This window comes from Plantibacter sp. H53 (assembly GCF_001650455.1).
GTDB classification, from domain to species: domain Bacteria; phylum Actinomycetota; class Actinomycetes; order Actinomycetales; family Microbacteriaceae; genus Plantibacter; species Plantibacter flavus_A.
Window position 1 is genome coordinate 34,088 of sequence record NZ_LWCT01000015.1, and the last position, 23,005, is coordinate 57,092.

25 protein-coding genes and 1 tRNA gene are annotated in these 23,005 nt (G+C 69.5%); 11 read left to right on the forward strand and 15 right to left on the reverse strand.

Features of this window, described 5'->3' with window-relative positions:
• Positions 1 to 45 precede the first annotated feature (45 nt).
• Entirely contained in the window at positions 46 to 1,749 is a 1,704-nt protein-coding gene (locus A4X17_RS09690) for an AarF/ABC1/UbiB kinase family protein (RefSeq protein WP_064295499.1), read from the reverse strand.
• 61 nt (positions 1,750 to 1,810) lie between these two features.
• Complete coding sequence (locus A4X17_RS09695) at positions 1,811 to 2,398, reverse strand: PadR family transcriptional regulator (protein WP_369808452.1); 588 nt, start codon at positions 2,396 to 2,398, stop codon at positions 1,811 to 1,813.
• A gap of 103 nt (positions 2,399 to 2,501) precedes the next feature.
• On the opposite strand from A4X17_RS09695, the gene A4X17_RS09700 reads away from it, so the two are divergent.
• On the forward strand, positions 2,502 to 3,374 hold the full coding sequence (locus tag A4X17_RS09700) for an oxidoreductase (protein ID WP_064295468.1): 873 nt from the start codon (positions 2,502 to 2,504) through the stop codon (positions 3,372 to 3,374).
• A 21-nt stretch (positions 3,375 to 3,395) separates the two neighbouring features.
• Here the strand turns inward: A4X17_RS09700 and A4X17_RS09705 are convergent, their stop codons facing one another.
• The gene (locus A4X17_RS09705) at positions 3,396 to 3,881 is read right to left on the reverse strand and encodes a glutathione peroxidase (RefSeq protein ID WP_064295469.1); all 486 of its coding nucleotides are present in this window, start codon (positions 3,879 to 3,881) and stop codon (positions 3,396 to 3,398) included.
• A gap of 185 nt (positions 3,882 to 4,066) precedes the next feature.
• Here A4X17_RS09705 and A4X17_RS09710 point away from each other — a divergent pair, with 185 nt between their 5' ends.
• From A4X17_RS09710 to A4X17_RS09720, 3 genes are read left to right on the forward strand one after another with little or no spacing between them, the layout of a single operon-like run.
• Entirely contained in the window at positions 4,067 to 4,693 is a 627-nt protein-coding gene (locus A4X17_RS09710) for a dihydrofolate reductase family protein (protein WP_064295470.1), read from the forward strand.
• Positions 4,690 to 6,102 carry an NAD(P)/FAD-dependent oxidoreductase gene (locus A4X17_RS09715; protein ID WP_064295471.1) on the forward strand — a complete coding sequence of 471 codons (1,413 nt, stop codon included), beginning with the start codon at positions 4,690 to 4,692 and terminating at the stop codon, positions 6,100 to 6,102. Before A4X17_RS09710 ends, A4X17_RS09715 begins: the two co-directional genes overlap by 4 nt.
• Positions 6,103 to 6,146: 44 nt before the next feature.
• On the forward strand, positions 6,147 to 6,470 hold the full coding sequence (locus tag A4X17_RS09720) for a YciI family protein (RefSeq protein WP_064295472.1): 324 nt from the start codon (positions 6,147 to 6,149) through the stop codon (positions 6,468 to 6,470).
• 121 nt (positions 6,471 to 6,591) lie between these two features.
• Here A4X17_RS09720 and A4X17_RS09725 read toward each other — a convergent pair whose 3' ends face one another.
• Both A4X17_RS09725 and A4X17_RS09730 read right to left on the reverse strand, forming a co-directional pair.
• Positions 6,592 to 7,152, reverse strand: a complete 561-nt coding sequence (locus tag A4X17_RS09725; RefSeq protein WP_064295473.1) for an NADPH-dependent FMN reductase — start codon at positions 7,150 to 7,152, stop codon at positions 6,592 to 6,594.
• 161 nt (positions 7,153 to 7,313) lie between these two features.
• Positions 7,314 to 8,171 (reverse strand): helix-turn-helix transcriptional regulator, encoded by an 858-nt coding sequence (locus tag A4X17_RS09730; RefSeq protein ID WP_064295474.1) that lies wholly within the window; start codon positions 8,169 to 8,171, stop codon positions 7,314 to 7,316.
• Between the two features lie 174 nt (positions 8,172 to 8,345).
• Here A4X17_RS09730 and A4X17_RS09735 point away from each other — a divergent pair, with 174 nt between their 5' ends.
• On the forward strand, positions 8,346 to 9,266 hold the full coding sequence (locus A4X17_RS09735) for an SDR family oxidoreductase (protein WP_064295501.1): 921 nt from the start codon (positions 8,346 to 8,348) through the stop codon (positions 9,264 to 9,266).
• 64 nt (positions 9,267 to 9,330) lie between these two features.
• Here the strand turns inward: A4X17_RS09735 and A4X17_RS09740 are convergent, their stop codons facing one another.
• Positions 9,331 to 10,377: a YafY family protein gene (locus A4X17_RS09740; protein ID WP_064295475.1), complete on the reverse strand. Its 1,047-nt coding sequence runs from the start codon at positions 10,375 to 10,377 to the stop codon at positions 9,331 to 9,333.
• Positions 10,378 to 10,471: 94 nt separating this feature from the next.
• Here A4X17_RS09740 and A4X17_RS09745 point away from each other — a divergent pair, with 94 nt between their 5' ends.
• Positions 10,472 to 10,855 (forward strand): glyoxalase/bleomycin resistance/extradiol dioxygenase family protein, encoded by a 384-nt coding sequence (locus A4X17_RS09745; protein WP_064295476.1) that lies wholly within the window; start codon positions 10,472 to 10,474, stop codon positions 10,853 to 10,855.
• A 132-nt stretch (positions 10,856 to 10,987) separates the two neighbouring features.
• On the forward strand, positions 10,988 to 11,539 hold the full coding sequence (locus A4X17_RS09750; protein WP_064295477.1) for an AAA family ATPase: 552 nt from the start codon (positions 10,988 to 10,990) through the stop codon (positions 11,537 to 11,539).
• A gap of 73 nt (positions 11,540 to 11,612) precedes the next feature.
• Here the strand turns inward: A4X17_RS09750 and A4X17_RS09755 are convergent, their stop codons facing one another.
• The gene (locus A4X17_RS09755; RefSeq protein WP_157583432.1) at positions 11,613 to 12,242 is read right to left on the reverse strand and encodes a TetR/AcrR family transcriptional regulator; all 630 of its coding nucleotides are present in this window, start codon (positions 12,240 to 12,242) and stop codon (positions 11,613 to 11,615) included.
• Positions 12,243 to 12,328: 86 nt separating this feature from the next.
• On the opposite strand from A4X17_RS09755, the gene A4X17_RS09760 reads away from it, so the two are divergent.
• Positions 12,329 to 13,291, forward strand: a complete 963-nt coding sequence (locus tag A4X17_RS09760) for a zinc-dependent alcohol dehydrogenase family protein (RefSeq protein ID WP_064295478.1) — start codon at positions 12,329 to 12,331, stop codon at positions 13,289 to 13,291.
• Positions 13,292 to 13,325: 34 nt separating this feature from the next.
• On the opposite strand, the gene A4X17_RS09765 is transcribed toward A4X17_RS09760, so the two are convergent.
• Positions 13,326 to 13,691, reverse strand: coding sequence for a DoxX family protein (locus A4X17_RS09765; RefSeq protein ID WP_064295479.1), 366 nt, complete (start codon positions 13,689 to 13,691; stop codon positions 13,326 to 13,328).
• Positions 13,692 to 13,810: 119 nt separating this feature from the next.
• Here A4X17_RS09765 and A4X17_RS09770 point away from each other — a divergent pair, with 119 nt between their 5' ends.
• Positions 13,811 to 14,185: a helix-turn-helix domain-containing protein gene (locus tag A4X17_RS09770; RefSeq protein WP_064295480.1), complete on the forward strand. Its 375-nt coding sequence runs from the start codon at positions 13,811 to 13,813 to the stop codon at positions 14,183 to 14,185.
• A gap of 63 nt (positions 14,186 to 14,248) precedes the next feature.
• On the opposite strand, the gene A4X17_RS09775 is transcribed toward A4X17_RS09770, so the two are convergent.
• Positions 14,249 to 14,325: transfer RNA gene (locus A4X17_RS09775), tRNA-Pro, on the reverse strand.
• Positions 14,326 to 14,556: 231 nt separating this feature from the next.
• Between A4X17_RS09775 and A4X17_RS09780 the strand changes: the two genes are divergently transcribed.
• Positions 14,557 to 14,757 (forward strand): hypothetical protein, encoded by a 201-nt coding sequence (locus A4X17_RS09780; protein WP_071260713.1) that lies wholly within the window; start codon positions 14,557 to 14,559, stop codon positions 14,755 to 14,757.
• 79 nt (positions 14,758 to 14,836) lie between these two features.
• On the opposite strand, the gene A4X17_RS09785 is transcribed toward A4X17_RS09780, so the two are convergent.
• The 4 genes from A4X17_RS09785 to A4X17_RS09800 form a co-directional block, all read right to left on the reverse strand.
• On the reverse strand, positions 14,837 to 16,531 hold the full coding sequence (locus A4X17_RS09785; RefSeq protein WP_064295503.1) for a long-chain-fatty-acid--CoA ligase: 1,695 nt from the start codon (positions 16,529 to 16,531) through the stop codon (positions 14,837 to 14,839).
• 279 nt (positions 16,532 to 16,810) lie between these two features.
• Positions 16,811 to 18,331, reverse strand: coding sequence for a flotillin family protein (locus A4X17_RS09790; RefSeq protein ID WP_064295482.1), 1,521 nt, complete (start codon positions 18,329 to 18,331; stop codon positions 16,811 to 16,813).
• A 46-nt stretch (positions 18,332 to 18,377) separates the two neighbouring features.
• On the reverse strand, positions 18,378 to 18,866 hold the full coding sequence (locus A4X17_RS09795; protein ID WP_064295483.1) for an NfeD family protein: 489 nt from the start codon (positions 18,864 to 18,866) through the stop codon (positions 18,378 to 18,380).
• Between the two features lie 100 nt (positions 18,867 to 18,966).
• The gene (locus A4X17_RS09800; protein ID WP_064295484.1) at positions 18,967 to 19,881 is read right to left on the reverse strand and encodes an NUDIX domain-containing protein; all 915 of its coding nucleotides are present in this window, start codon (positions 19,879 to 19,881) and stop codon (positions 18,967 to 18,969) included.
• A gap of 146 nt (positions 19,882 to 20,027) precedes the next feature.
• Between A4X17_RS09800 and A4X17_RS09805 the strand changes: the two genes are divergently transcribed.
• Entirely contained in the window at positions 20,028 to 20,675 is a 648-nt protein-coding gene (locus tag A4X17_RS09805; protein WP_064295485.1) for a TetR/AcrR family transcriptional regulator, read from the forward strand.
• A gap of 93 nt (positions 20,676 to 20,768) precedes the next feature.
• Here the strand turns inward: A4X17_RS09805 and der are convergent, their stop codons facing one another.
• Together der and cmk are read right to left on the reverse strand one after the other, a co-directional pair.
• The gene (gene der / locus A4X17_RS09810) at positions 20,769 to 22,277 is read right to left on the reverse strand and encodes a ribosome biogenesis GTPase Der (RefSeq protein ID WP_064295486.1); all 1,509 of its coding nucleotides are present in this window, start codon (positions 22,275 to 22,277) and stop codon (positions 20,769 to 20,771) included.
• Positions 22,264 to 23,001: a (d)CMP kinase gene (cmk, locus tag A4X17_RS09815; protein WP_064295487.1), complete on the reverse strand. Its 738-nt coding sequence runs from the start codon at positions 22,999 to 23,001 to the stop codon at positions 22,264 to 22,266. The genes der and cmk overlap by 14 nt, the downstream gene beginning before the upstream one ends.
• Positions 23,002 to 23,005 lie beyond the last annotated feature (4 nt).

Below are 23,005 nucleotides of genomic sequence, written 5' to 3' on the forward strand. Positions count from 1 at the left end.
GGTTTTCGCGTCAGGAATGTGCCGTGGCGACGACCGCACGCCAGGTCAGCGGCCGCGTCGCCCCGAGAACAGTGCGTGGAGGAGCGGTACGACGGAGACCACCATGAAGACGGTGCCGAGCACGGCGTCGTCGGCTCGGAGGACGGCTCCAGCGACGAGGAGCGCGGCGAACAGCACGGCGGAGACGACCCGGCCCGTCGTGCGGTCGAGCCGCGCGATCCGCTGTTCCAGTCTCGGGTTGGTGGTCGCGACCGCGCCGGCTTCCACCCGCGTGATGACCGCGTCGAGACGCTTCGGCAGGCGGACGGCGACCGTGGCGATGTCGAGTGCCTCGCGACCGAAGTCCTGGACGACGTTGCCGCGTTCGTCACGGAGCAGCTGCGCGGCGTAGGGCTCGACGGAGTCCCAGAGGTTGAACTCGGGATCGAGGGCACTGCAGACACCGGAGGTGAGCGAGATCGCACGGATGATGAGCAGGAAGTTCTCGGGCAGCTGGAACGGCAGCGTGCGGATGACCTCGCTGAACTGGTTGCCGAAGTCTCGGAACTCCTTCGGGTCGACGTCGCGCAGTTCTGCGAACCCCATGCCGCCGAAGCGTCCGAACAGTGCGGTCATGGCCCGCTCGAGCTCGGTCGTGTCGGCCGAGGGCAGGAGGACGCCGAGGTCGCGGATCGCGTCGACCAGGCCCTTGCCGTCGCGCGATGCGGCGGCGATGAGGAGCTTCCGGAGGCCGCGCCTCGTGTTCGGTGGAACCTCGCCCATCATCCCGAAGTCGATGAACGTCAGCTTCCAGGGTCGCTCCCCCGGGGCGCCGTCGACGGGCGTCACGAAGATGTTGCCGGGATGCGGGTCGGCGTGGAAGAAGCCGTTGGTGAAGAGCTGGTCGAACATGACGGCTGCGAACACGGGTGCCACGTCGACCGGGTCGATGCCGGCGGCGCGCAGGGCGTCCGCGTCGGTGATCTTGATGGCGGTGACGTCTTCGAGCGTCAGGACGCGCTGGGTCGTTCGCTCCCACACCACCGCGGGCACGGAGACGCGGTCGTCCCCGGCGAAATCGACGGCGAACCGCTCGGAACTCGCGGCCTCATGGAGGTAGTCGATCTCTTCGAGGCTCGTCGCGGCGAACTCCTCGACGAGTGCGGGCATGTCGACGCGGTCGGAGACGAGCCGGACACGGCGCAGCCAGCCGCCCACCTTGCGGAGGGCGGCGAGGTCGACTGCGACGATCTCGTCGATGCCCGGCCGCTGGACCTTGAGCACGACGGCGTCGAGCCCGGTGTCGGCAGCGAGCGCCGGCGCGAGCATGGCGCGGTGCGCTTGTCCGAGCGAGGCTGCTGCCACGGGACGTTCGTCGATGCCGGCGAAGACCTGCGAGAGCGGCACGCGGAGTTCCGACTCGGCGAGCGCGCGGATGCGAGGGAAGGCGACGGGCGGGACCTCGTCCTGCAGGCCTTCGAGCTCCTTCGTTATCTCCGGCGGGAGCACGTCGAGGCGCGACGACATGAACTGGCCCACCTTGATCATGAGGCCGCCGAGGTCGACGGCGAGCACGTGGAAGCGTCGTGCGAACTTCTGCATGCGGCGAGTGCGGGTCCGCTCCGTCAGTTTGATGAGTCCGAACCGCGGCAGGACGATCTCGAACCACCAGGCGGCGGCCAGGTGCCAGCTCGCGAAGCGGAGGATGCGACGGTACCGGGCACGCCCATGAGCGGGCGGACCGGCTGGAACGCCGGCCCGCCCGCTCAAGGGGAGCTCGCCGAAACGGGACGCCGTGTCGCTGGGCGTCCCGCCGGTCGACGACACTCGGTCAGTCCTGGGCGAGGATCGCGTAGAGGCGCTTGCGAGCGTCGTCGAGGATGGCGACGGCCTGCTGGACCTGCTCGGGCGTTCCGGTGCGGCCGACCTGGGCTGCGGCCTGGGCCAGCTCGACACCGGCCTTCGGCAGGGCGGTGAAGCCGGGGTGGTCGGACGAGTCGGCGTTCTGCCACGGAGCGGACGCCCCGGACTCGGCGACCTCGTCGCGACCGGCTTCGGTCAGCGCGTAGGTCTTGCGACCGCCCGACTCCTCGGCCGTGATGATGCCCTCGTCGGAGAGGAGCTGCAGCGTCGGGTACACCGAGCCTGCGCTGGGCTTCCAGGAGCCGCCGCTGCGCTCTTCGATCTCGCGGATGATCTGGTAGCCGTGCATCGGCTGCTCGGCCAGGAGGGCCAGCACGGCGGAGCGGACGTCGCCGCGGCCGACACGGGAGCCGGCGCTCTTCTCGAACTTCGAACGCAGCTGTTCCATCATCTGCCACATGCCGTCGGTCCCGAAGCCGGCTCCGCTGCCGAAGCCTCCACCGTTACCGAACCCTGCGCCACCGAATCCTGCGCCACCGCTTGGGAATCCACCCATGATTGCTCTCCTCCGTCGTACGTGAACGATGCTCAACGATATATCGGTGAAGCTGTGAACGATATGTGTAATCGGAAGATCGTGATGGCGTAACGTCGCCCTCATGAGCCCCTGGACCGCAGCAGACATCCCCGACCAGCATGGCCGCGTCGCGATCGTGACCGGTGCGAACAGCGGGATCGGCGCGGTGACGGCCCGCGAGCTCGCCGCCCGCGGTGCCGCCGTGATCCTCGCCTGCCGCGACACCGAGAAGGGCGCGCGGGCGGCGGCGACGATGACCGGCGACGTCGAGGTGCGGCAACTGGATCTCGCCGACCTGGCGTCCGTCCGTCGATTCGCCGACGGCGTCGAGCGGGTCGACGTACTGATCAACAACGCGGGCGTCATGGCGGTCCCCGAACGTCGCACGACCGACGGCTTCGAGATGCAGATCGGCACGAACTTCCTCGGGCCCTTCGCACTCACCGGCCTCCTGATCGACCGCATCACCACGCGGGTCGTGACGCTGTCGAGTGCCGCGCACCGGGCCGGCAAGATCGATCTGACCGATCTCAACTGGCGCAGCCGGACGTATCGGCGCTGGTCGGCCTACGGCCAGTCGAAGCTCGCCGATCTGATGTTCTCGGCCGAGTTGCAGCGACGCCTCACGGCGGAGGGGTCCTCGGTGCTGTCCGTGGCCGCGCACCCCGGCTTCGCGTCGACCGAGCTCCAGTCGCACACCGAGTCCGCGCAGGGTCCACTCCTCGCATGGGGGACCCGGCTCCTCGGTCAGAGCGCGGACATGGGTGCACGTCCGACGCTGTATGCGGCGACCTCGCCCGACGTCGAGCCCGGCGGCTACTACGGTCCGAGCGGCTTCGGGGAGATGCGTGGTGGTCCGAAGCCGGTCGGCCGGACCTCGGCGGCCCGCGACGAGCACGTCGCCGCCGAGCTCTGGAAGACGGCCGAGGCGCTCACCGGAGTCACCTACCGGTGAGCGCTCCCGGCCGTCTCGGCGTCACGCGGGAAGGATCTCCTCGATCGCGGCGATGACCTCGGGGGCGTCCGGCTCGGTCGTCGGACGGAAGCGGTGAACGGTCCCGTCGGGCGCGATGAGGAACTTCTCGAAGTTCCACTTGACGTTGCCCGCCTTGCCGTTCGCGTCGGCGGTCTTCACGAGCTCCTGGTAGAGCGGGTGCCGGTTGCGGCCGTTGACCTTCACCTTGTCCATCATCGGGAAGGTGACGCCCCAGGTGGCCGAGCAGTACTCGGCGATCTTCTCGTTGTCGCCGAGCTCCTGCAGGAACTGGTTGCTCGGGAACCCGATCACCGTGAAGCCGCGGTCGGCGTACTGCTTCTGGAGTGCCTCGAGCTTCTCGTACTGCGGTGCGAGGCCGCAGCGGCTCGCGACGTTGACCACGAGTTTGGCCTTCCCGTCCCACTCCGCGAGGGTCGTGTCCCGGCCGTCGAGGGTGGTGACGGGGATGGTGTCCAGATCGGTCATGGTGTGATGCCTCTCATCTGTCGAACGACGTCCTGCTCGAGCACCGTTGTGCGCAAGCGAATCCACTCCGAACGCTACTCGCCCGGGGCGCGACCGACGCCCTTTCGGCAGGGCGTTCCCAGCCGACAGCCGTTGACACCGCCTGCCCGCCGGTGGATCGTGAGTGCAGCAGATCGGAGCAGGACATGGGACGCATCCACATCGACCTCTTCATGACCCTCGACGGCGTCGCGCAGGCACCCGGCGGGCCCGAGGAGGACCCCAGCGACGGGTTCGCGTTCGGTGGCTGGCAGGCGCCGCTCATCGACGAGGTCGACGGGGAGCAGATCGACGCCGGCATGGTGGGTATGGACGCCCTCCTGCTCGGGCGCCGGACCTACGACATCTTCGCCGGGTACTGGCCGCACCAGGAGGGTGGCCAGGACGACGGCATCGCGAGGCTCTTCAACCGACTGCCGAAGTACGTCGCATCACGCGAGCCGCAGGAGCTGGGGTGGGCGAACTCGACGCAGCTCGGACCGGACCTCCCCCAGGCCGTTCGAGCTCTTCGCGAGCGTCACTCACAGATCCACGTCATCGGCAGCCTCGACCTCGTGCAGACCCTGCTGGCCGACGCGCTCTTCGATCAGCTGAACCTCTGGGTGTACCCGATCACGCTCGGCACCGGGAAGCGCGTCTTCGCGACCGGCACGGTCCCGTCCACACTGCGCCTGCTCGGCCCCGCGACCACTTCCCCCGCCGGGACCGTCCACCTTCGCTACGAACGGATCGACGGCACACCGGCCACCGGCGACATGGGCGACCCGCGATGAGCGCGTCGGACGAGGCATCGGCGCAGCGGCCCGAAGCAGACACCCGCTTCGACACGGTCGTCGTCGGTGCCGGCGTCGCGGGGCTCGTCGCCGCACGGTTGCTCGCGGCCGCCGGACGCGCGGTGGTCGTCGTCGAGGCCCGCGACCGGGTCGGCGGGCGGGTGTCGACCGAGCGTCGCGACGGGCGGGTGACCGATCTCGGCGCGTCATGGGTGCACGGTGTCGATGACAGCGCGGTCGCCGCGGCGGCCGAGGCGTTCGGGATGCGGACGGTCGAGTTCACCGTCGGTGGTTACCAGCCGGACAGCCGACCGATCGCGTACTACGGTCCCGACGGCAGGCGCCTGTCGGACGCCGAGGCTCGCGGTTTCGCCGAGGACGTCCATGCCCTCGATGCGACGCTGCTCGGTGTCGTCGCCGAGTCGGCCCCGGACGCGTCGTACCGTGACGTGACCGAGGCGGCACTCGCCCTGCAGGCGTGGGAAACCGAGCGGGCGCAGCGGGTCCGTGAGTACCTGGAGCATCGTTCGGAGGAGCAGTACGGCGCGTGGATCGAGGACCTCGCGGCGCACGGGCTCGACGACGACGCGATCGACGGTGACGAGGTCGTGTTCCCCGACGGCTACGACGTGCTCCCGCGACGGCTGGCCGAGGGGCTCGACGTGCGCCTGGAGCACGTGGTGACGAATGTGTGGTGGTCCACGGACGGCATCGAGGTCTCCGCACAGGGGCCGACGGGCGAGGTGGTGCTGCGCGCGGGCTCGGTGGTGGTGACGGTGCCCGTCGGGGTCCTGCAGTCGAAAGAGTTCGCGATCGATCCCCCGCTGCCGGAGCCGGTCGCCGGCGCCCTCTCACGATTGCGGATGAACGCGTTCGAGAAGGTGTTCCTGCGTTTCGAGCGACGGTTCTGGGACGACGGCGTCTATGCGATCCGCCAGCAGGGGCCGGAGGGTCGCCGGTGGCACTCCTGGTACGACCTGACGACGGCGCACGGCGCCCCGACCCTGCTGACGTTCGCCGCCGGCCCGACGGCCGTGGAGATCCGGGACTGGGACGAGTCGCGCGTCGTCGAGTCGATCCTCGACCAACTGCGGCGTCTGTACGGCGACCGTGTCGAGGAGCCGACGGAGGTGCACGTCGCCCGGTGGCAGGACGACCCGTTCTCCCGCGGGTCCTACGCCTACATGACCGTCGGCTCGACGACCGCGGACCACGACGCCCTCGCGACCCCGGTCGGCGACGTCCTCCACCTCGCGGGTGAGGCGACGTGGACCGACGACCCGGCGACCGTCACAGCGGCCCTGCACTCCGGCCACCGGGCCGCCGAGCGCGTCCTCGGTCGGTCGATTCCCATCGAGACCCTCTGGCGCGACGAGAGCGCAGTACCGGTCGTCGACCCGGTCCGATGACGACCACGAGTGCGCTCTCACGAGCGTGGAGAGAGAGGAAACGTATGCGATTCATGATGTTCGTCCTCACGGACCCCGTGCCCGACGAGCCAGCCGATGACGCGGACGTCGACCACTGGGTCCAGGCGCTCGACACGACGGGGCGTCGTCTTCTCGGCGACGTGCTTGACCCGAGCGAGGCGTGCGGCGTCCGTGTGCGCGCCGGTGAGCGACTCGTCACCAAAGGACCGATCCCGGGAGCGACCGACACGCTCTGGGGCTTCGACATCCTCGAATGCGCCGACCTCGATGAGGCGATCGACATCGCCGCCCACCACCCGATGGCCCGCAACGGCCGCCTTGAGCTGCGCCCGTTCCCGGGCCCGTAGGAAGCCGACGGGCTGAGCGGACACCCAGGCGCCGACCGCCGGTCTCAGGAGCCCGCCGGCGTTGACCCATTGACCTCGGGCCGACGAGGGAGGCGGAATCGCCGAGCGTTCGGTCCTTCGATCAGGCGCGCAGCGGCTTCAGCGCGCCTGCCCACGCCTCGAGCTGGTCGAACAGCACCCCGGCGGCTTCGGTGTGCTGGGGTCCGGGCGTGAAGGTGCTGAAGTCCTCGAAGTCGGTGAAGAGCGAGAAACTCAACTGCTGCCGCACATCCGCGATCTGCAGTTCCGCGCTGATGCCGCGAAGGTGTTCGATCGCGCGGGCACCGCCGAGGCTTCCCCACGCCACGAACGCGGCGGCCTTGTTGTTCCATTCGGCGTACAGGTAGTCGACGGCGTTCTTCAAGACGGCGGAGGTGGAGTGATTGTATTCGGGCGTGACGAAGACGAATCCGTCGTAGGGCGCGATCGTCGCCGCCCAGGCCTTCGTGTGCTCGTTCTCGTATGCCCCGAACGACGGCGGCGTCGGCTCGTCGAGGAGAGGCAGCGGGTGGTCGAGCAGGTCGATGAGCTCGTAGCTCGCGCTCCGACCGGCGGCCTGCTCGACGACCCAGTCGGCGACTGCCTTGCCGTTTCGGCCGGGGCGGGTGCTGCCGAGGATGATGGCGATTCGGAGGTCTGACATGGGGTGCTCTCCTTCGATGTGCGTGCCCGTCCCGCGAAGCACGGGACGTGGTGGTGCTTGGCTCGCACTGTAGCCGGGAGGCTGGGCAGGCGCCTCCATCCGGGGTGGGGCTTGCCGAAGGGCTCCGGGCGTGCTGGGAGCGGCGAACCCGGGCGTCAGGCTCAGGAGCCCGCCGGCCGGCCCGGCAGGGTCTGCGCACCGATGACGGCGAGGAGCCGGAGTTTCTCGGCGCTCTCACTCCCGGGCTCGGCCGTGTAGACGAGCAGCCGGTGGGACTGATCGGGGTCCAACAGCGTCTGGCAGTGCAGTTCCAGCTCGCCGACCTCGGGGTGGAGGAACCGCTTGACCTCCGTCGGCCGGAGACCGACCTCCTGCGCGGCCCACAACTCGCGGAAGTCCTCGCTCCGTTCCAGCAGTGCGTTCGCGAGGCGTTCCGCACGCGATCCGGGACCGCGCATCGTGACGACCTCGCGGAGCCCGGCGGCGTACACGCGCGAGAGCAGCAGGCGATCGGCGGGCGCGTAGGCCGCGCTCGCGGTCGGGTCGGTGAACCACCGGTAGCCCAGGCTCCGGTCGTCCCCGGTGAACCGGGAGGCGTCGCCGTTGAGTGCGACGGCCATCGGGGTCTGGCGAAGCGTCTCGCCGAGTTCGTTGATGATCTCGGCGGGGGTGTCCTGCAGGCGGTCGAGGATCCGCAACAGACCGGGGCCGACGTGGTCGCCGTGCGCTCCACGCGCGGGAGGCGTGCGCCCGGCCAACCGGAAGACGTGGTCCCGTTCATCGAGGGAGAGACGCAGGCCCTGCGCGATCGCCGCGATCATCTGCTCGGACGGCTGAGGCCCGACGCCGCGCTCGAGCCGCGCGTAGTAGTCGGTCGACATGTTGCAGAGCGCCGCGACCTCCTCCCGGCGGAGGCCGTCCGTCCGTCGCCGCGGACCGCGCGGAAGCCCGACGTCCTCCGGCTGCAGCTGGTGCCGACGGTGGCTGAGGAAGGTCGCCAGGCCGTGCCGATCGATCATGTCGCGTCTCCTCGTCGTGCAGCGGTCCGTGGACCTCTTTTCTATCGTGCGAGAGCGGTGCCAGCCACGGATCGCCGATCAGTGGATGAGCCGGTCCTGGACCGGCCGAAACCGACCGTCGAGAGTGGTTCCCACACGCCGGACCACGGCGACACCCACGACGAAGGAACGACCATGCCAAGAACACCCGCGTTCACCATCCCCGACCTGACCGGGTCGTTCGCCGTCGTCACCGGCGCGAGCGACGGCCTCGGTCGGATCATCGCAACCGACCTCGCCCGGGCGGGTGCCGAGGTCGTCCTGCCCGTGCGCTCGACCACGAAGGGCGCGCACGTCGCCGACGGCATCCGTGCAGCGGTTCCCGGCGCGACGGTGTCGGTCCGCAGTCTGGACCTCGCCTCCCTGGATTCCGTCACAGCGCTCGTCGACCAGCTCTCGGCGGAGGGTCGCCCGATCGACCTGCTCGTCAACAACGCGGGCGTCATGACGCCACCGGAGCGGCAGGAGACGCGGGACGGCTTCGAGCTGCAGTTCGGCGTCAACCACCTCGGCCACTTCGCGCTGACCCTCGGTCTGCTACCGCTGCTCAAGGCCGGTGGAGCGCGCGTCACGCACCAGACGAGCATCGCCGCCCGGAGCGGATCGATCAACTGGGACGACCTCGACTGGAAGAGCAGCTACGACGGGATGCGGGCCTATCAGCAGTCCAAGATCGCCGTGGCATTGTTCGCCCGCGAACTCGATGCTCGGAGCCGAGCCGGCGGCTGGGGTGTCTCCAGCAACCTGTCGCACCCCGGCGTCTCCCCCACCAACCTGTTGGCCGCCCAGCCGGGCATGGGCCGACAGCGCGACACCGGAGCCCGTCGTGTGGTCCGCCTGCTCTCACGCCTCGGCGTCGCAGGCACGGTGTCGAGTGCCGCTCAGCCCGCGCTCATGGCCGCGACGGCACCGACCGCGCGAGGCGACGAGTTCTACGGACCGGTCCGCACGATGGGTGGCCGACCCGCGCTCCTCCCGGCACTCTGGCCGCCGATGCGGAACCTGGACGACGCCCGTCGACTCTGGGACGAATCCGAGCGGCTCATCGGACGGTGACGCGGCGGCAGGGCGCTGGTCGGACGGCCGGCGCTCTGAGCACGCCCGCCGGAACCCGTGGCGGTCACCGCCACCCCGGACGTCCGGCGGCGTGCTTCGACGTGATTCGCATGGTCGCGCCCTCCGGGAGCGGAGGCGTCCCATCCGCGCCGCGTGCGATGCGGAGCATCCGCGTCGCTGTCGCGTGGAGGAGTTCGCGGAGATCCTCGGGCTCGTCGACGATCACCGCATGATCCCCCAGCCCGGCGATCACCGCTGGAAGCCAGTCGAGGCGTTTGGCTCGGATCGAGACCCGATGCCAGGCAGGTGCGTCATCGATCGACTCCACGACGGCCACGCTCTCCGGGAAGTGGGCCCGGATCTGCGGGACGTTCGCCTGGATGCGCAACCGGACGTGCCATCGGTAGTCCGCCCCCGCGAAGCGATCGACGAGTGGAGGGCGCTCCGCTCGAGCACCCGGGCCCGAGACGACGCCGGGCAGCGTCCGCGCCGATCGGATGCGGTCGACCCGGAAGGTGCGCTCCTCCGCTCGCTCGACGTCGAACGCGTCCAGGTACCAACGAGCGTCGTGGACGAGCAGGTCGAACGGATGCACCGTGCGACGCGAGGGCGTGTCCTCCGCGTCGCGGTAGCGCAGTTCCACGGGGCGTCTCGCTCGGATCGCGTCCGACACGGTGAGCAGGACGCCCGCGTCGGGCACGTCGTGGCGCGACGGCCTCAGCGCTGCGGACTGCATGACCGCCTCGAGGCGATCCACGGATGCGGCCGGGAGGGATCGTCGGATCTTCGCGAGGGCGATCTGCGCTGCGACGTCCGGGGAGTCCGAGGACGATTGGGCTTCGCTCAAGCCGAGGAAGACGGCGACCGCTTCCTCGTCAGTGAGGATGATCGGCGGCACGCGTCGGCCGACGGCGAGGCGGTACCCGCCGTAGCGACCGCGCACCGACTCGATCGGGACATCGATGTCCACGAGACGCTGCACGGAGCGGCGCACGGTCCGTTCGTCCACGCCCAACCGCTCGGCGAGCTCTGGCACGCTGCGGATCTCCGCGGACTGCAGCAGCTCGAGCAACTGCAGCGCTCGAGCAGTCGGCGAGCCGGTGTGTCCCATCTCATGAGAATACCGGGCGAAAACGGTCCGGTATTGGCTCTATGGTCGTCACCGCCCCGCACCTGTGGGGGAACCACCAGCCAAGGAGACACGCATGCACCTCGCAGCCACCCGGATCATCACCGACGACGTCGACACCCTGGTCGCGTTCTACGAACTGGTCACCGGTGCGACCGCGGCACGATTGCACCCGTTGTTCGCCGAGGTGCGCACCGACACCGGCACGCTCGCCATCGCCAGTTCAGCGACCATCCCGCTGTTGGGCGAGGACGCCGCCGCACCGCGTGCCAACCGATCCGTCATCCTCGATCTACTCGTCGAGGACGTCGACGCGGCCTATGCGACGCTCCAGGGCGTCGTGGCGACGTTCGTGAACGAGCCGACGGACATGCCGTGGGGCAACCGGTCGCTGCTGTTCCGTGACCCCGACGGCAACCTCGTCAACGTCTTCACCCCGATCACCGTTGACGCAGGGTGAACGCGTCGACTCGTGACGTACGTCCACGGCCTACGCCGGGATGACACGCTCGCCGGCTGTGGGAGGCGTCCGAGCAGCTCATCAGCTGACGCGCCAGAGCCGGCGAGCGGAACACGGCCTATCCTCGGTCCCGTGAAGATCGTCGTGTCGGGCACCCACGCCAGCGGGAAGAGCACGCTCATCGCGGACTTCGCGCTCCGCCACCCGGAGTTCACGGTCCTCGGGGAGCTGTTCGACCTCGTGGAGGACGCCGGAGACGTCCCGAGCAGCGCCATGTTCGCCGCCCAGCTACGCCTCTCGGCGGACCGACTGCTGGACGAGTCGGATGACGGAGACGTCATCGCGGAACGCGGGCCACTCGACTTCCTCGCATACCTCCTCGCGTCAGCGGAACAGGCCGGCACCGACCTCGACACCGGGTTCCTCGAGCGGGCGACCTCCCGCACCGCTGCGGCGCTCCAGACGGTGGATGTGCTGGTGGTCCTGCCGTTGACGCCGAACGACGGGATCCACGTCGGCGCGGACGAAGACCTGGAGCTGCGGACGGCCATGAACGCCGTCCTGCTCGATCTCGTCGACGAGCCCGATCTCATCGCCGACCACGTCACGGTCGCCGAGATCACCGGCGACTCGTCAGACCGATTGGCCGCCCTGGAGGCTCTGGTCGCGTCGCAGCAGCGCTGACCTGCCACCGGACACGCCCACGACTGGGTGCCGGGTGGTCGTCATCCGGGTCACCGCGGGCACGGGCACACGCCTACGCCGGGATGACGCTCGACATGAGTCGCGGTGCTGGCGGGAGCGCTTCGTGCCGGTCTGACGCACGCAGGCCGTCGATCACGAGTGCGGCGTAGCGTCGTGCAGCTCGGACGCGCTCCGTCTCCGTCGTCGTCGAGAGTCCGCGAGCCGCGAGCAGGACCACGAGGAAGTCGTCGAGGACGAAGTCCGGGCGCAGCGCGCCGGCGTCGATGGCACGACGAGCGACGGCGGTGATCGCCCGCACGGCCTGTTCGCGCTGGGTCCGGAAGTCGACGGCATCGGGGTAGGCGGCGAGGAACGCGTCCGTGAACCCCTGGTTGCGGGCGTTGAGGACCAGGACCTCCTCGATGATGCTGCGGAAGGCACGCCAGGGGTCGACGTCCGCGAGGGCGTCGACCACGATCGAGCGGCAGGCGCCGAGCTCGTCCACGAAGGCGGCTCTGACGAGATCGGCTTTGGTCGGGAACCGTCGGTAGAGGGTGGCCGGCCCGACACCGGCTCGGCGGGCGATCTCCCGCATGGTCACGTGGAGGCCGTCCGTCCCGAACAGATCGCGGGCTGCGGCGAGGACGCGGTCACGGTTCTCCTGCGCGTCGGAACGCAGGTTCTGAGGCAGTGTCGCGGACATGTGTCTCACATTACTCAAGTGGACGGGTGCGTCCGTTACGTTTCGGGAGGCGGGTCAGATCCCCCGCCGCGAAACGGAGTGCACCCATGCGCGCAGTGATCATCCGCACCTTCGGCGACCCGAGTGGAATGGAGGTGACGGACCTTCCCGTCCCCACGCCCGGGGTCGGTGAGGTCCTCGTCCGAACGGAGGCCGCAGGCGTCGGCGGGGTCGACGTCGTAATCCGCCGGGGAGGGATCGCCCAAGCCGCTCGCGACTCGGGGATGATCCCGGGGAGTGAAGCCGCTGGCGTCATCACCGCGACCGGGCCGGACGTCGATCCCGCGTGGGTCGGTCGACGGGTCTGGGCGTTCACGGGGACCTCGGGTGCGTACGCCGAGTACGTGACCGCGCGCGCCGACGAGATCGTCGAGCTGCCGTCCGACCTGACGTCCGTCCAGGCGGTCACGCTGGGCAGCGCGTTCCCGGTCGCGCACTTCGCGCTCGAACGCGCTCGCCTGGCCGAGGGCGAATCCGTCCTCGTGCGCGGGGCCGCCGGGAGTATCGGCCTGGCCGGCGTCGAGCTGGCCGCTCGTGCCGGCGCCGGCGTCATCGCCGTCACCACCTCGTCCTCCGAACGCGGGGAACGTCTGCGGGCGTTCGGTGCAACCCACGTGCTCGACCGCTCCGGCGCAGGCGATGCGGATGCCCCGGCGGAGTTCGACGTCATCCTCGACATCGTCGGCGGGCCCAACCTCCCCCGGTTCATCGAGCGGCTCTCGCCGAACGGCCGCTTGATCGCCGTGGGCGTGGTGGGTGGGTTCCCGCCCGCCGACTTCGGCACGGCTCTCCTGGCCGGCTTCCGCCGATCGATCACCTTCGGGACCCTGAGCCTCGACACCGTGCCGCGCGAGGAACTCGCCCGGGTGCGAGCCGAGGTGTTCGACGACGCCGTCCGAGGCACGCTCTCGCCGGTCGTCCACGACACCATGCCGCTGAGCGACGCAGCCGAGGCGCACCGTCTCATGGACGTCGGGGACGTGTTCGGGCGCATCGTGCTCGTCCCCTGAGTCGGCTGACGAGGCAGGCACCGATCCGCCACCGCTACAGCCAGATCGTCGCCAGCCAGACCTCGACGGCGGCGAGCACGAGCAGCGCGACGTTCAGCCCGAGGACACGGAACTCGCCGCGACGCACGTGCACGGCGATGCCACCGATCTGCACCATGACCAGCCCGACCGCGGCCGCGACGGTCAGCCAGGTGAGGACGCCCACGAGCGGTGGCAGGATCAGGCCGAGCACGCCGAGGATCTCGAGGGCGCCGATCGCGCGGACGGTCCACAGCGGCATGGTGTCGACCCAGGCCATCATGGGGCGCAGCTGATCCGTCGAGCGGACGAGCTTCATTCCGCCCGAGTACAGGTACATGACCGCGAGCAGTCCTGCGACGATCCAATAGGCGACGACCATGTGCAACCTCCGATTGTATGCATGCGTTGATGGTTACGATGGGTAACCAACGCAAGTGTGGACCGGATCGGACCGGCGTACAAAAGGCACACGCGTGTGACCGAGCCGCGAGGGGTGCCGTGTTCCGCTACCAGAGGCTGTGTTCCGTTCGAGGCGATCAGGGCAAGGCCATCCGTTCCCTCCTCGACCGAATCGCCGACAAGTGGGCGCTCCTCCTCATCGCGACGCTCCACGACGGCCCGATCCGGTTCACCGAGCTCGAGCAGCGCATCCCGGGCATCTCCCGACGCATGCTCACCCTGACCCTCAGGAACCTGGAGCGCGACGGGCTCGTCATCCGCACCACCTTCGCCGAAGTGCCGCCGCGGGTCGAGTACGAGCTGACGGACCTCGCGCAGTCGCTCATCCCCCACGCGGTGGCACTCGCCGAGTGGGCCGGTGAGCACGTCCCGACGATCGAGGCGAGCCGCAGGGCGTTCGACGAGCGGTCCTGAGCGCCGGGCGTGGTGCGGACCAACGGAAAAAGTCCCGGAAACCAGACGGTTTCCGGGACTTCCTGGTCGGGCTGACAGGATTTGAACCTGCGACCCCTTGACCCCCAGTCAAGTGCGCTACCAAGCTGCGCCACAGCCCGATGCCATCCCCGCGGGCGGAGAAGACAACTCGAACAGTCTAGCGGATTCCGAGAGCGCTCCGTGACACGACTCCGGGGACGGCAGATCGGCCCAGACAAGCCTCGGACAGGCCGCACTCGTCGGGTGGGAGGTCTCCCCTGCCCGCCCCCGGACGGGGCACGCTACCGTGACTCGTCCGCAATCGCGTGACAGGACGAACGGACCGATCCGGCCACCCGATGGAGGACCCCATGCGCTACAGCCACTACTGGAAAGAGGTCCGCGTCGCGGCCCTCACCGCCTTGCCCGTCGCGATCGGCTCCGGCATCGTCCAGGTCAGCCGCAACACGCCGATCGACGACGCCGTCATCGGCGGCGCCATCACCTTCGTCGCGCTGTCACTGCTCATCCCGGTCGTGCGCCACTGGCTGCACCCCGAGTCCCGCGGCTGACCACTGCGGCAGGCCGCAGCACCCGCGGCACGCCCTGCACGACGCGCCGCGAGATCGGGCACGTGCCATCGCAGAGCCGCTACTCGGCCTTGCGGTCCGCGACGAGCTGGTCGCGCACCTTGCGCCGCAGCACCTTGCCGATGAGCGACGTCGGCAACTCGTCGAGCTGCACGACCCGCTTGGGCACCTTGTACGCCGTGAGGCGGGTCCGGCAGTAGTCGCGCAGCGAACCCGCGTCGAACACCGTTCCGGCGCGCATGACCACCGCGGCCGTGACATCCTCGCCACCGGAATCGCGCGGCAGACCGACCACGGCGGCCGACTCGACGTCCGGGTGCGACAGGAGCGTCTCCTCCACCTCGGACGGACTCACGTTGAACCCACCGGTGATGATGAGCTCCTTGACGCGGTCGATGACGGTCACGAAGCCGTCCACCGACACCGTCACGATGTCACCGGTCCGCAACCAGCCGCCCTCGAGCAACGCCTCACGCGTCTCGTCCGGACGACCCCAGTAGCCCTGGAAGACCTGCGGACCACGGAGCAGCAACTCACCCGACTCCCCCGCCGCACGATCGACCGCCGGGTTCTCGGGATCGACGACGCGGATCTCCGTGCTCGGGAACGGCACTCCCACAGTGCCCGGCCGACGCGACGGACCGATCGGGTTGCCGAGTGCCACCGGCGACGACTCCGTCATCCCGTAGCCCTCGACGAGCAGACCGCCGGTCGCCTCCTCCCAGCGCGTGACCGTCGACACCGGGAGGCTCATCGCCCCCGAGATCGCGAAGCGGACACTCGTCAGGTCGACACCCTTGCGGCTCGACGCACGCGACAACGCGTCGTAGATAGGCGGCACCGCCGGCAGGAACGTCGGCGGCGACTTCTTCGCCGCCGTGAGCACCAGCTCCAGGTCGAACTTCGGGAACAGCACGAGCCGCGCCCCGATGCTCATCGCGAACGTCAGGCACAGCGTCATGCCATAGGCGTGGAAGAGCGGCAGCACGCCGTAGAAGACCTCGCCACCCTCGCTCAGGCCCGGCACCCAGGCGCGTCCCTGCGCCGCGTTCGCCCGCAGGTTGCGGTGCGTGAGGATGGCACCCTTCGGCGCCCCCGTCGTCCCGCTCGTGTACTGCAGGAGCGCGGTGTCGTCGAGCGTCGGACGCACGACCCGCTTCGACAGCTTCCGTCCGCCGATCAGCCGATCCCACGGAAGCACGTGCTTCGCCGACGGGGTCGCGGTCATCGCCGCACGCGAATCGCGCGCACGCTTCACCGGCAGCCGGAGCGCCAGCCGCTTCGACAACGGTAGGGCCTGGGTGATGTCGACCGAGACGATCCGCCCGCGCATCACGTCGGCCGGGAGGTCGGCCACGAGGTCGTAGACCTTGTCCCACACGATCGCGACGTGCGCACCGTGGTCCTCGAACTGATGCCGCAGCTCCCGAGCCGTGTAGAGCGGGTTGTGCTCGATGACCGTCGCGCCGAGCCGGAGCGCCGCATAGAACGCGACGACGTGCTGCGGACAGTTCGGCAGCACGAGCGCCACGCGGTCGCCCGGCTTCACGCCGAGCTTGCGGAGCCCTTCGGCCGCTCGCGCGACCTGTTCGCCGAGCTCGCTGTAGCTCGTCTCCGCGCCGAAGAACTCGAGGGCGATGCGATCACCGAAACGCTTGACCGAGGTGTCGAGCAGGTCGACGAGCGTCTCGGTGACCTCGTCGATGTCGGCTGGCACGCCGCTGGCGTAGGACGACAGCCACGGCCGTTCGGCCAGACGCTGACGCTGGGCCTCGCCGGCCTCGGTCGGCTCCGACGACTGCTCGCCCTCACGCTGCTCGGCTGTGTTTCCTCGATGGTCCACGATGATCCTCCAGATGACACCGCGCGCACCGCACGCATGCCTCCACCCTAGGCGGGCGCGTATGCCCGACCGGGGATGCGACCGGACCGCTTGACAAGCTCCAAAGCGTCACCGGTGAATCGCCCGAGGAGCCGTGGATCAACGCCAGAAGCCGGCCACCCGAAGGCGACCGGCTCCCGATGATCCAGCGACTCAGACGGCGTCGGGTGACGCTGGCGTCTTCGGCTGACGCTTCGCGGCCGCAGCTGCGTTGTCGGACATTGCCTGCTGGAGGTTCTCCCCCAGCGCGCCACCGGCGACTCCGCCCAGGAGGGCGGACAGGTCGAGCCCAGTGATGTCCTTGACGACCTTCGGGACCTCGCTGACGACCTGGCCGACCGTCTTCGTGACGGCTGACGCCCCCTCGGTCGAGATGACCGTGAGGTTCGAGATGTTGCCGAGCGGCTCGGACACGGCTCGCGTGATCTCAGGCAGACGAGCGATGATCTCGGATGCGAGTCCGGCCTCACCGTACTTCTTCAACGCCTCCGCCTTCGCGTCGATCGCCTCAGCCTCGGCCAGACCCTCCGCGGCCACGGCCGACGCCTTCGCGTCACCCTGGGCGCGGATACCCTCGGCCAGCGCGATCTGCTTGTCGCGCTCAGCGGTACCGGCGAGGCGCACGGACTCTGCAGCGGCCTGGGCGTCCTGCACGGCCGCGACCTTGTTCGCCTCGGCGATGGTCTTGCGCTTGAACGCGTCGGCCTCCGTCGCGGCATTGGCTGCGTCTCGGGCCGCCTGCGCGCGCTGGACCGTCGCGTAGGCGTCGGCCTCGGCCGGCTTGCGCACCTCGATGTCGAGGCGTTCCTGCTCCACCTTCGCCTTCTCGGCGAGCGCCTCACGCTCCTGCTCCGCGACCAGACGGTCCTGCTGCGCCGTGGCCAGCTGACCGGAGGCCTCGGCCTCGGCGTTCGCGCGGTCGGTCTCCGCCTTGATCGTCGCCTGCTTGAGGCTCAGGGCCTTCTGACGCTCCGCGACCTGCTCCGCCGCTTCGATCCGCGCGAACTCGGACGCACGAGCGGTCTCGGCCTCCTTGATCTCGGCGTTCTGCCGGGCGAGCGCGTTCTCCGCGCGCCCGAGGTCGGCGAGGTAGTTGGTGCCCGGCGTCGAGATGTCGGAGATGTTCAGCAGGTCGACCTGGAGGCCCTGCTCGGCGAGATCCGTCTTGGTCGCCTCGACCACTGCTTCGGACAGGGCGTTGCGGTTGGAGATGATCTCCTTGATCGGCATGTTGCCGATGATGGAACGCAGCGAACCTTCGAGGGACTGCTGGATGATCTGCGTCAGCGACCCCTGCTGGGAGAGGAAGCGCTGCGCGGCACGGCGCACACCCTCCGGCGTGCCGGAGACCTTGAAGTTCACGCTCGCCTGGATGGCGACCTTGATGAAGTTGGTGTCGACACCCTCCACGACGATGCCGATCTGACGCTGCTCGAGCGAGATCGGGAAGCCCTGCTGCAGGATCGGCCAGATGAACACCCGCCCACCGATGACGACGCGCTGACCGCCGTCGGGCTCACCCGTCTTGGCGCCGGCCCCCCGACCGACGATGACGAGCGCCTGGTTCGGCGGTACGCGCTTGATGCGTCCGGCGACGAACGCGACGATCGCGAGCGCCACCACGACGAGTGCGATCACGGCGATCACCGTGATGTTGGTGGTGATGAAGTCCATAGGGCAGGTGCCTTCCCCTCGAGGGCGTGCTGGTGGATGGATGGAATCAGGGCTGCGTGTCGGCAGCGGCTCCGCTCGACGCGGGTTCGACCTTCACGCGGGAGCCCTGGAGCTCGACCACGCGGATCCGGCTGCCCGTTTCGATCCGCGTGTCGGAGAACGCGAGGCGCGTCTCGATCTCGTGCGGGCCGTCGAGGCTGACCTCGCCGAAGGACGCCGAGATGGTCGACCGGGCGACGCCGTAGAGACCGAGCGGTGAACTCGGCGTGCCGTCCTCCGAACGCTTGAAGCTCCGGATCATCAGCTGGACGCCGACGAGCACGAGGACACCGATGACGGCCGAGATGACATAGGCGGACCAGACGGGCAACCCGTTCGCCAGCACGATCGCGCCGACCGCACCGAAGACGGTGAACGCGCTCCCGAGCGCGGTCGCCGAGACCGCCCCGTCCAGGAAGTCGAAGATCTCACCGAAGACCAGGGAGATGAGGACGATCACGAGACCGACGGCGCCGACGATGATGAACAGGGTCATGCCACCAACCCTACTGAACGCCCAGGCGACGTGCAGGAAAGCGGTCTCCCGTCACGGCGGCGACGGGCTGCGGGCCCCTGTGGAGCGACTGCAGCGGCCCTCAGACCACTGCGTCGAGCAGCTCCGTCAGCCAGCCTGCACCGCGCGTCGTCGCGCCCAGACGCTCGACGCGTTCGCGCAACCCTCGGTCCGAGGTGACCACCACGATCGCCCCGTCGAGTTCACGGACGACGTCCACGATCGCGTCGTCGCCACTCCCCGCAGCGTCGACGATCGAGACGCCGGCCCGCAGTTCGTGCCCGGCCTCTCGTACGCTGTCATCGGTGTGGACGCCGCGGGCCTGTCCTTCCACGACGGCGATGTAGGCCGGCCACCAGCGGTTGAAGTCGAGGTCGAGCGCCTGGGCGTCGAGACCCTCGTGCGCGAGGCGGCCGAGGCGCGCGACGAACCGCTGTGCGGCACCCGCACGGTCCTTCCACCACCCGTCGGGTCGCGAGCCGACGACGTTCGCGACGTCGACGACGACCGTGACGCGGCGCTCGAGCTGCGACCGCAGGCCAGGCCACGAATCGGCGAAGCCAGGGTGCAGAGGCAAGGTCTCGACCTCGGCGAGCGGCACCCAGGCGAGAGCGATGCTCTCCGGGTCGGACACCACGGGTTCGAACGGCTCGACCGCCTCGACGATCACCGTCGTGTACGACCAGAACCCGAGATCGAGCACGGAGTCGAACCGCAGCTCGATCGACTCGGCGGGGACACCCGCCTCCTCGTGCGACTCGCGGACCGCACCGTCGACAGCGCTTTCGAACTGGTGACGCGCGCCTCCCGGGATGCCCCAGGTGCCGCCGAAGTGGCTCCAACCGGCCCGGTGCTGCAACAGCACGCCGCGCGCCCGATCGTGCACGAGGAGTCCGGCTGCACCGAACCTCCCCCAGAACTTGCGGCCGTCCCCGGATTCGACCCAGGCATCCCCGGCGTCCCGGAGGGGGCCGCCGGGAGGATGCGCATCAGTCATTGGACCAGCCTGGCACGAAACGCTGGGCGGCACCCCCTTGCCCACCGTCATCTCCACACCACGTGCAGAATATGTTATATATTGAACTCCAGTATTGCATCGGCAGCGCTCGCGCCCGCCGCACCGACCCCACGCGAAGGACCCTCATGGATGCACGTCAACGCCGGACGCGGGCACGGCTCGCGCGCACGATCCTGCAACTCGCCGCCGAACGCCCCACCTCCGAGATCTCCGTCTCGGAGATCGCCGCACGCGCCGGCATCAACCGATCGACCTTCTACCAGCACGCGGCGGCGCCGTGCGAGCTGCTCGAATCGGTCCTCGCCGAGGAGCTCACGGAACTGAGCATGACCCACCTGGCGACCGTCTCCGCGGACGACGCCCCGGCGGCGATCACCAGCGCCACAGTCGCCGCGCTCCGCCACATCGACGAGCGCGCCGACATCTACCGCGTCGGTCTCGGCGACGACCTCATCGGTGCGAGTCTGCAGCCGATGCTCAACCGCGTCTTCACCTCGACGGTGCTCGAGATCTTCGAGCGCGGGGCGATCACCCTCCCCCACGCCGAATGTCTGAGCGAGGAGCAGCGCGAGCTGTTCACGCGATCGGCAGCGCACTTCGTCGCCGCGGGCTCCGTCGCGGCGTTCCGCGTCTGGCTCGACACCCCTGCACCACGCGATGTCGCGTCGTTCCTCGAGGTCATCGGCGAGCTGCTCCCGAGCTGGTGGCCGTTCCAGGCCGAACACGAGCCCGCCTTGGCGCCAGCGGACGAGCCCGCCCTCGCTCGCCCCTGATCACGCCTCGACCAGGACGACGAAGGCCCGGGACCACTTCATGGAGTGGTCCCGGGCCTTCGTCGCCACCGTCAGGCAGACGGACGCCGCGGTTCAGCGCTGGCGCTTCTCGCGGACGCGCATGTTGACGTTGATCGGCGTGCCCTCGAAGCCCCAGATCTCGCGCAGGCGACGGACCACGTAGCGACGGTAACCGGGATCGAGGAAGCCGGTCGTGAAGAGCACGAAGGTCGGCGGACGGCTCGCGGCCTGCGTGCCGAACAGGATGCGGGGCTGCTTGCCACCGCGCAACGGGTGCGGGTGCGCCGCCGTGAGCTCGGCGAGGAAGGCGTTGAACTTGCCGGTGGGGATACGCATGTCCCACGACTCGAGGGCGACCTCGAGGGCCGGGACGAGACGCTCCAAGTGGCGGCCCGTGCGCGCGGAGATGTTGACGCGCGGCGCCCAGGACACGTGCGAGAGGTCCTGTTCGATCTCGCGCTCCAGGTACTTCCGGCGCTCGTCGTCGAGCTGGTCCCACTTGTTGAAGGCGAGCACGAGGGCGCGACCGCTCTCGAGGACGAGGTCGATGATGCGCACGTCCTGCTCGCTGATCACCTCGGTGACGTCGATGAGGACGACGGCCACCTCGGCCTTCTCGAGCGCCGTGCTCGTGCGGAGCGACGCGTAGAAGTCGGCACCCTGCGACAGGTGCACCCGGCGACGGATGCCTGCGGTGTCGACGAAGCGCCAGATCTTGCCGCCGAGCTCGATCTGCTCGTCGACCGGGTCGCGGGTGGTCCCGGCGAGGTCGTTGACGACGACGCGCTCCTCGCCTGCGGTCTTGTTGAGCAGGCTGGACTTGCCGACGTTCGGGCGTCCGAGGATCGCGACACGGCGGGGGCCGCCGAACTCGTCCTTCGCGACGGCCGAGACCTGCGGGAGGACCTTGAGGATCTTGTCGAGGAGGTCGGCGACACCACGACCGTGGATCGCGGAGACCGGGTGGGGCTCGCCGAGGCCGAGGTTCCAGAGCGCTGCGGCCTCCGGCTCCTGACGGGCGTCGTCGACCTTGTTGGCGACGAGGAAGACGGGGCGTCCGGTCCTGCGGAGCAGCTTGACGACCTGCTCGTCGGTCGCCGTGGCACCGACCATGGCGTCGACCACGAAGATCACGACGTCGGAGAGGTCGATGGCGATCTCGGCCTGGGCCGCGACAGATGCGTCGATGCCCTTGGCATCGGGCTCCCACCCACCGGTGTCGACGACCGTGAAGCGACGGTCGTTCCACTCGGCCTTGTAGTTCACGCGGTCGCGGGTGACACCGGGGGTGTCCTCCACGACGGCCTCACGACGGCCGAGGATGCGGTTCACCAGCGCGGACTTGCCCACGTTCGGTCGTCCGACGATCGCCACGACGGGCAGCGCCGGCAGGAAGCGGATCTCGTCCGGGTCCTCCGTCGCGCCGTCGAGGATGTCGAGGTCGTCGCCCTCGAGGTCGTAGTCGGCCAGGCCGGAGCGGAGGGACGCGGCCCGCTGGGTCGCGAGCTCCTCGTCCATGTCCTGGAGGCGGTCCGCGAGGTCGTCGGGGCCTCCGTCGAACTGCTCGTCATCGTGAGCCATGGGAGTTCCTTGCTGTGAGGGATTCGGTGACGCGGACGACCGCGTCGACCGTCTCGTCGAAGTCGATGTGCGTGGAGTCGACCGTGGTCACTCCGTCCGCCGCGTTCATGAAGTCGACGACCCTGGAGTCCGCCCGATCACGCCGCTGCAGTTGTTCCGCGACGTCGCCGGCAGGGTGGCTCTCGAATTCCGCTGAACGCCTGGCCATTCTAGCCGCTTCGGATGCCGTGAGCAGGATCCGAGCCTGAGCATCCGGTGCGACCACCGTGGTGATGTCGCGTCCCTCGACGACGATGCCCGGGCGGTCGACGTCGGCGATGAGCGATCGGAAGGTCTCGTTGATCCATGCACGCACCTCCGGGACACGGGCGACGGCGGACACGACGGCCGTCACGCGAGGGCCGCGGATCTCGTCCGTGACGTCGCGATCACCGAGCGTGAACGCGGTCACGTCCGGGTCGAGTGAGACGGTGAAGGCGCCACCGAACGCGTCGAGCGAGCCGATCACCGCCGCCGAGTCCTCCGGGTCGACGTCTGCATCGAGCGTGTGGAGCGCGAGCGCGCGGTACCAGGCGCCCGTGTCGAGGTAGCGGTAGCCGAGCCGACGGGCGACGGCCTTGCTCACGCTGGACTTGCCGCTGCCGGCCGGTCCGTCGATCGCGACCACGACGGGTGCGTCCGGCGTCGTCGACGCGTCGGTGCTGGTGGGGTGCTGTTCGGTCATGTCT

Coding starts and splice junctions, on each gene's coding strand:
- A4X17_RS09730 (WP_064295474.1), bottom strand. CDS start 8,171: ATGATCGATCGGCACGGCCTGGCGACCTTCCTCAGCCACCGTCGGCAC.
- A4X17_RS09700 (WP_064295468.1), top strand. CDS start 2,502: ATGAGCCCCTGGACCGCAGCAGACATCCCCGACCAGCATGGCCGCGTC.
- A4X17_RS09710 (WP_064295470.1), top strand. CDS start 4,067: ATGGGACGCATCCACATCGACCTCTTCATGACCCTCGACGGCGTCGCG.
- A4X17_RS09745 (WP_064295476.1), top strand. CDS start 10,472: ATGCACCTCGCAGCCACCCGGATCATCACCGACGACGTCGACACCCTG.
- A4X17_RS09805 (WP_064295485.1), top strand. CDS start 20,028: ATGGATGCACGTCAACGCCGGACGCGGGCACGGCTCGCGCGCACGATC.
- A4X17_RS09725 (WP_064295473.1), bottom strand. CDS start 7,152: ATGTCAGACCTCCGAATCGCCATCATCCTCGGCAGCACCCGCCCCGGC.
- A4X17_RS09705 (WP_064295469.1), bottom strand. CDS start 3,881: ATGACCGATCTGGACACCATCCCCGTCACCACCCTCGACGGCCGGGAC.
- A4X17_RS09720 (WP_064295472.1), top strand. CDS start 6,147: ATGCGATTCATGATGTTCGTCCTCACGGACCCCGTGCCCGACGAGCCA.
- A4X17_RS09735 (WP_064295501.1), top strand. CDS start 8,346: ATGCCAAGAACACCCGCGTTCACCATCCCCGACCTGACCGGGTCGTTC.
- A4X17_RS09760 (WP_064295478.1), top strand. CDS start 12,329: ATGCGCGCAGTGATCATCCGCACCTTCGGCGACCCGAGTGGAATGGAG.
- A4X17_RS09755 (WP_157583432.1), bottom strand. CDS start 12,242: ATGTCCGCGACACTGCCTCAGAACCTGCGTTCCGACGCGCAGGAGAAC.
- A4X17_RS09795 (WP_064295483.1), bottom strand. CDS start 18,866: ATGACCCTGTTCATCATCGTCGGCGCCGTCGGTCTCGTGATCGTCCTC.
- A4X17_RS09790 (WP_064295482.1), bottom strand. CDS start 18,331: ATGGACTTCATCACCACCAACATCACGGTGATCGCCGTGATCGCACTC.
- A4X17_RS09695 (WP_369808452.1), bottom strand. CDS start 2,398: ATGGGTGGATTCCCAAGCGGTGGCGCAGGATTCGGTGGCGCAGGGTTC.
- A4X17_RS09800 (WP_064295484.1), bottom strand. CDS start 19,881: ATGACTGATGCGCATCCTCCCGGCGGCCCCCTCCGGGACGCCGGGGAT.
- A4X17_RS09765 (WP_064295479.1), bottom strand. CDS start 13,691: ATGGTCGTCGCCTATTGGATCGTCGCAGGACTGCTCGCGGTCATGTAC.
- A4X17_RS09740 (WP_064295475.1), bottom strand. CDS start 10,377: ATGGGACACACCGGCTCGCCGACTGCTCGAGCGCTGCAGTTGCTCGAG.
- A4X17_RS09780 (WP_071260713.1), top strand. CDS start 14,557: ATGCGCTACAGCCACTACTGGAAAGAGGTCCGCGTCGCGGCCCTCACC.
- A4X17_RS09715 (WP_064295471.1), top strand. CDS start 4,690: ATGAGCGCGTCGGACGAGGCATCGGCGCAGCGGCCCGAAGCAGACACC.
- der (WP_064295486.1), bottom strand. CDS start 22,277: ATGGCTCACGATGACGAGCAGTTCGACGGAGGCCCCGACGACCTCGCG.
- cmk (WP_064295487.1), bottom strand. CDS start 23,001: ATGACCGAACAGCACCCCACCAGCACCGACGCGTCGACGACGCCGGAC.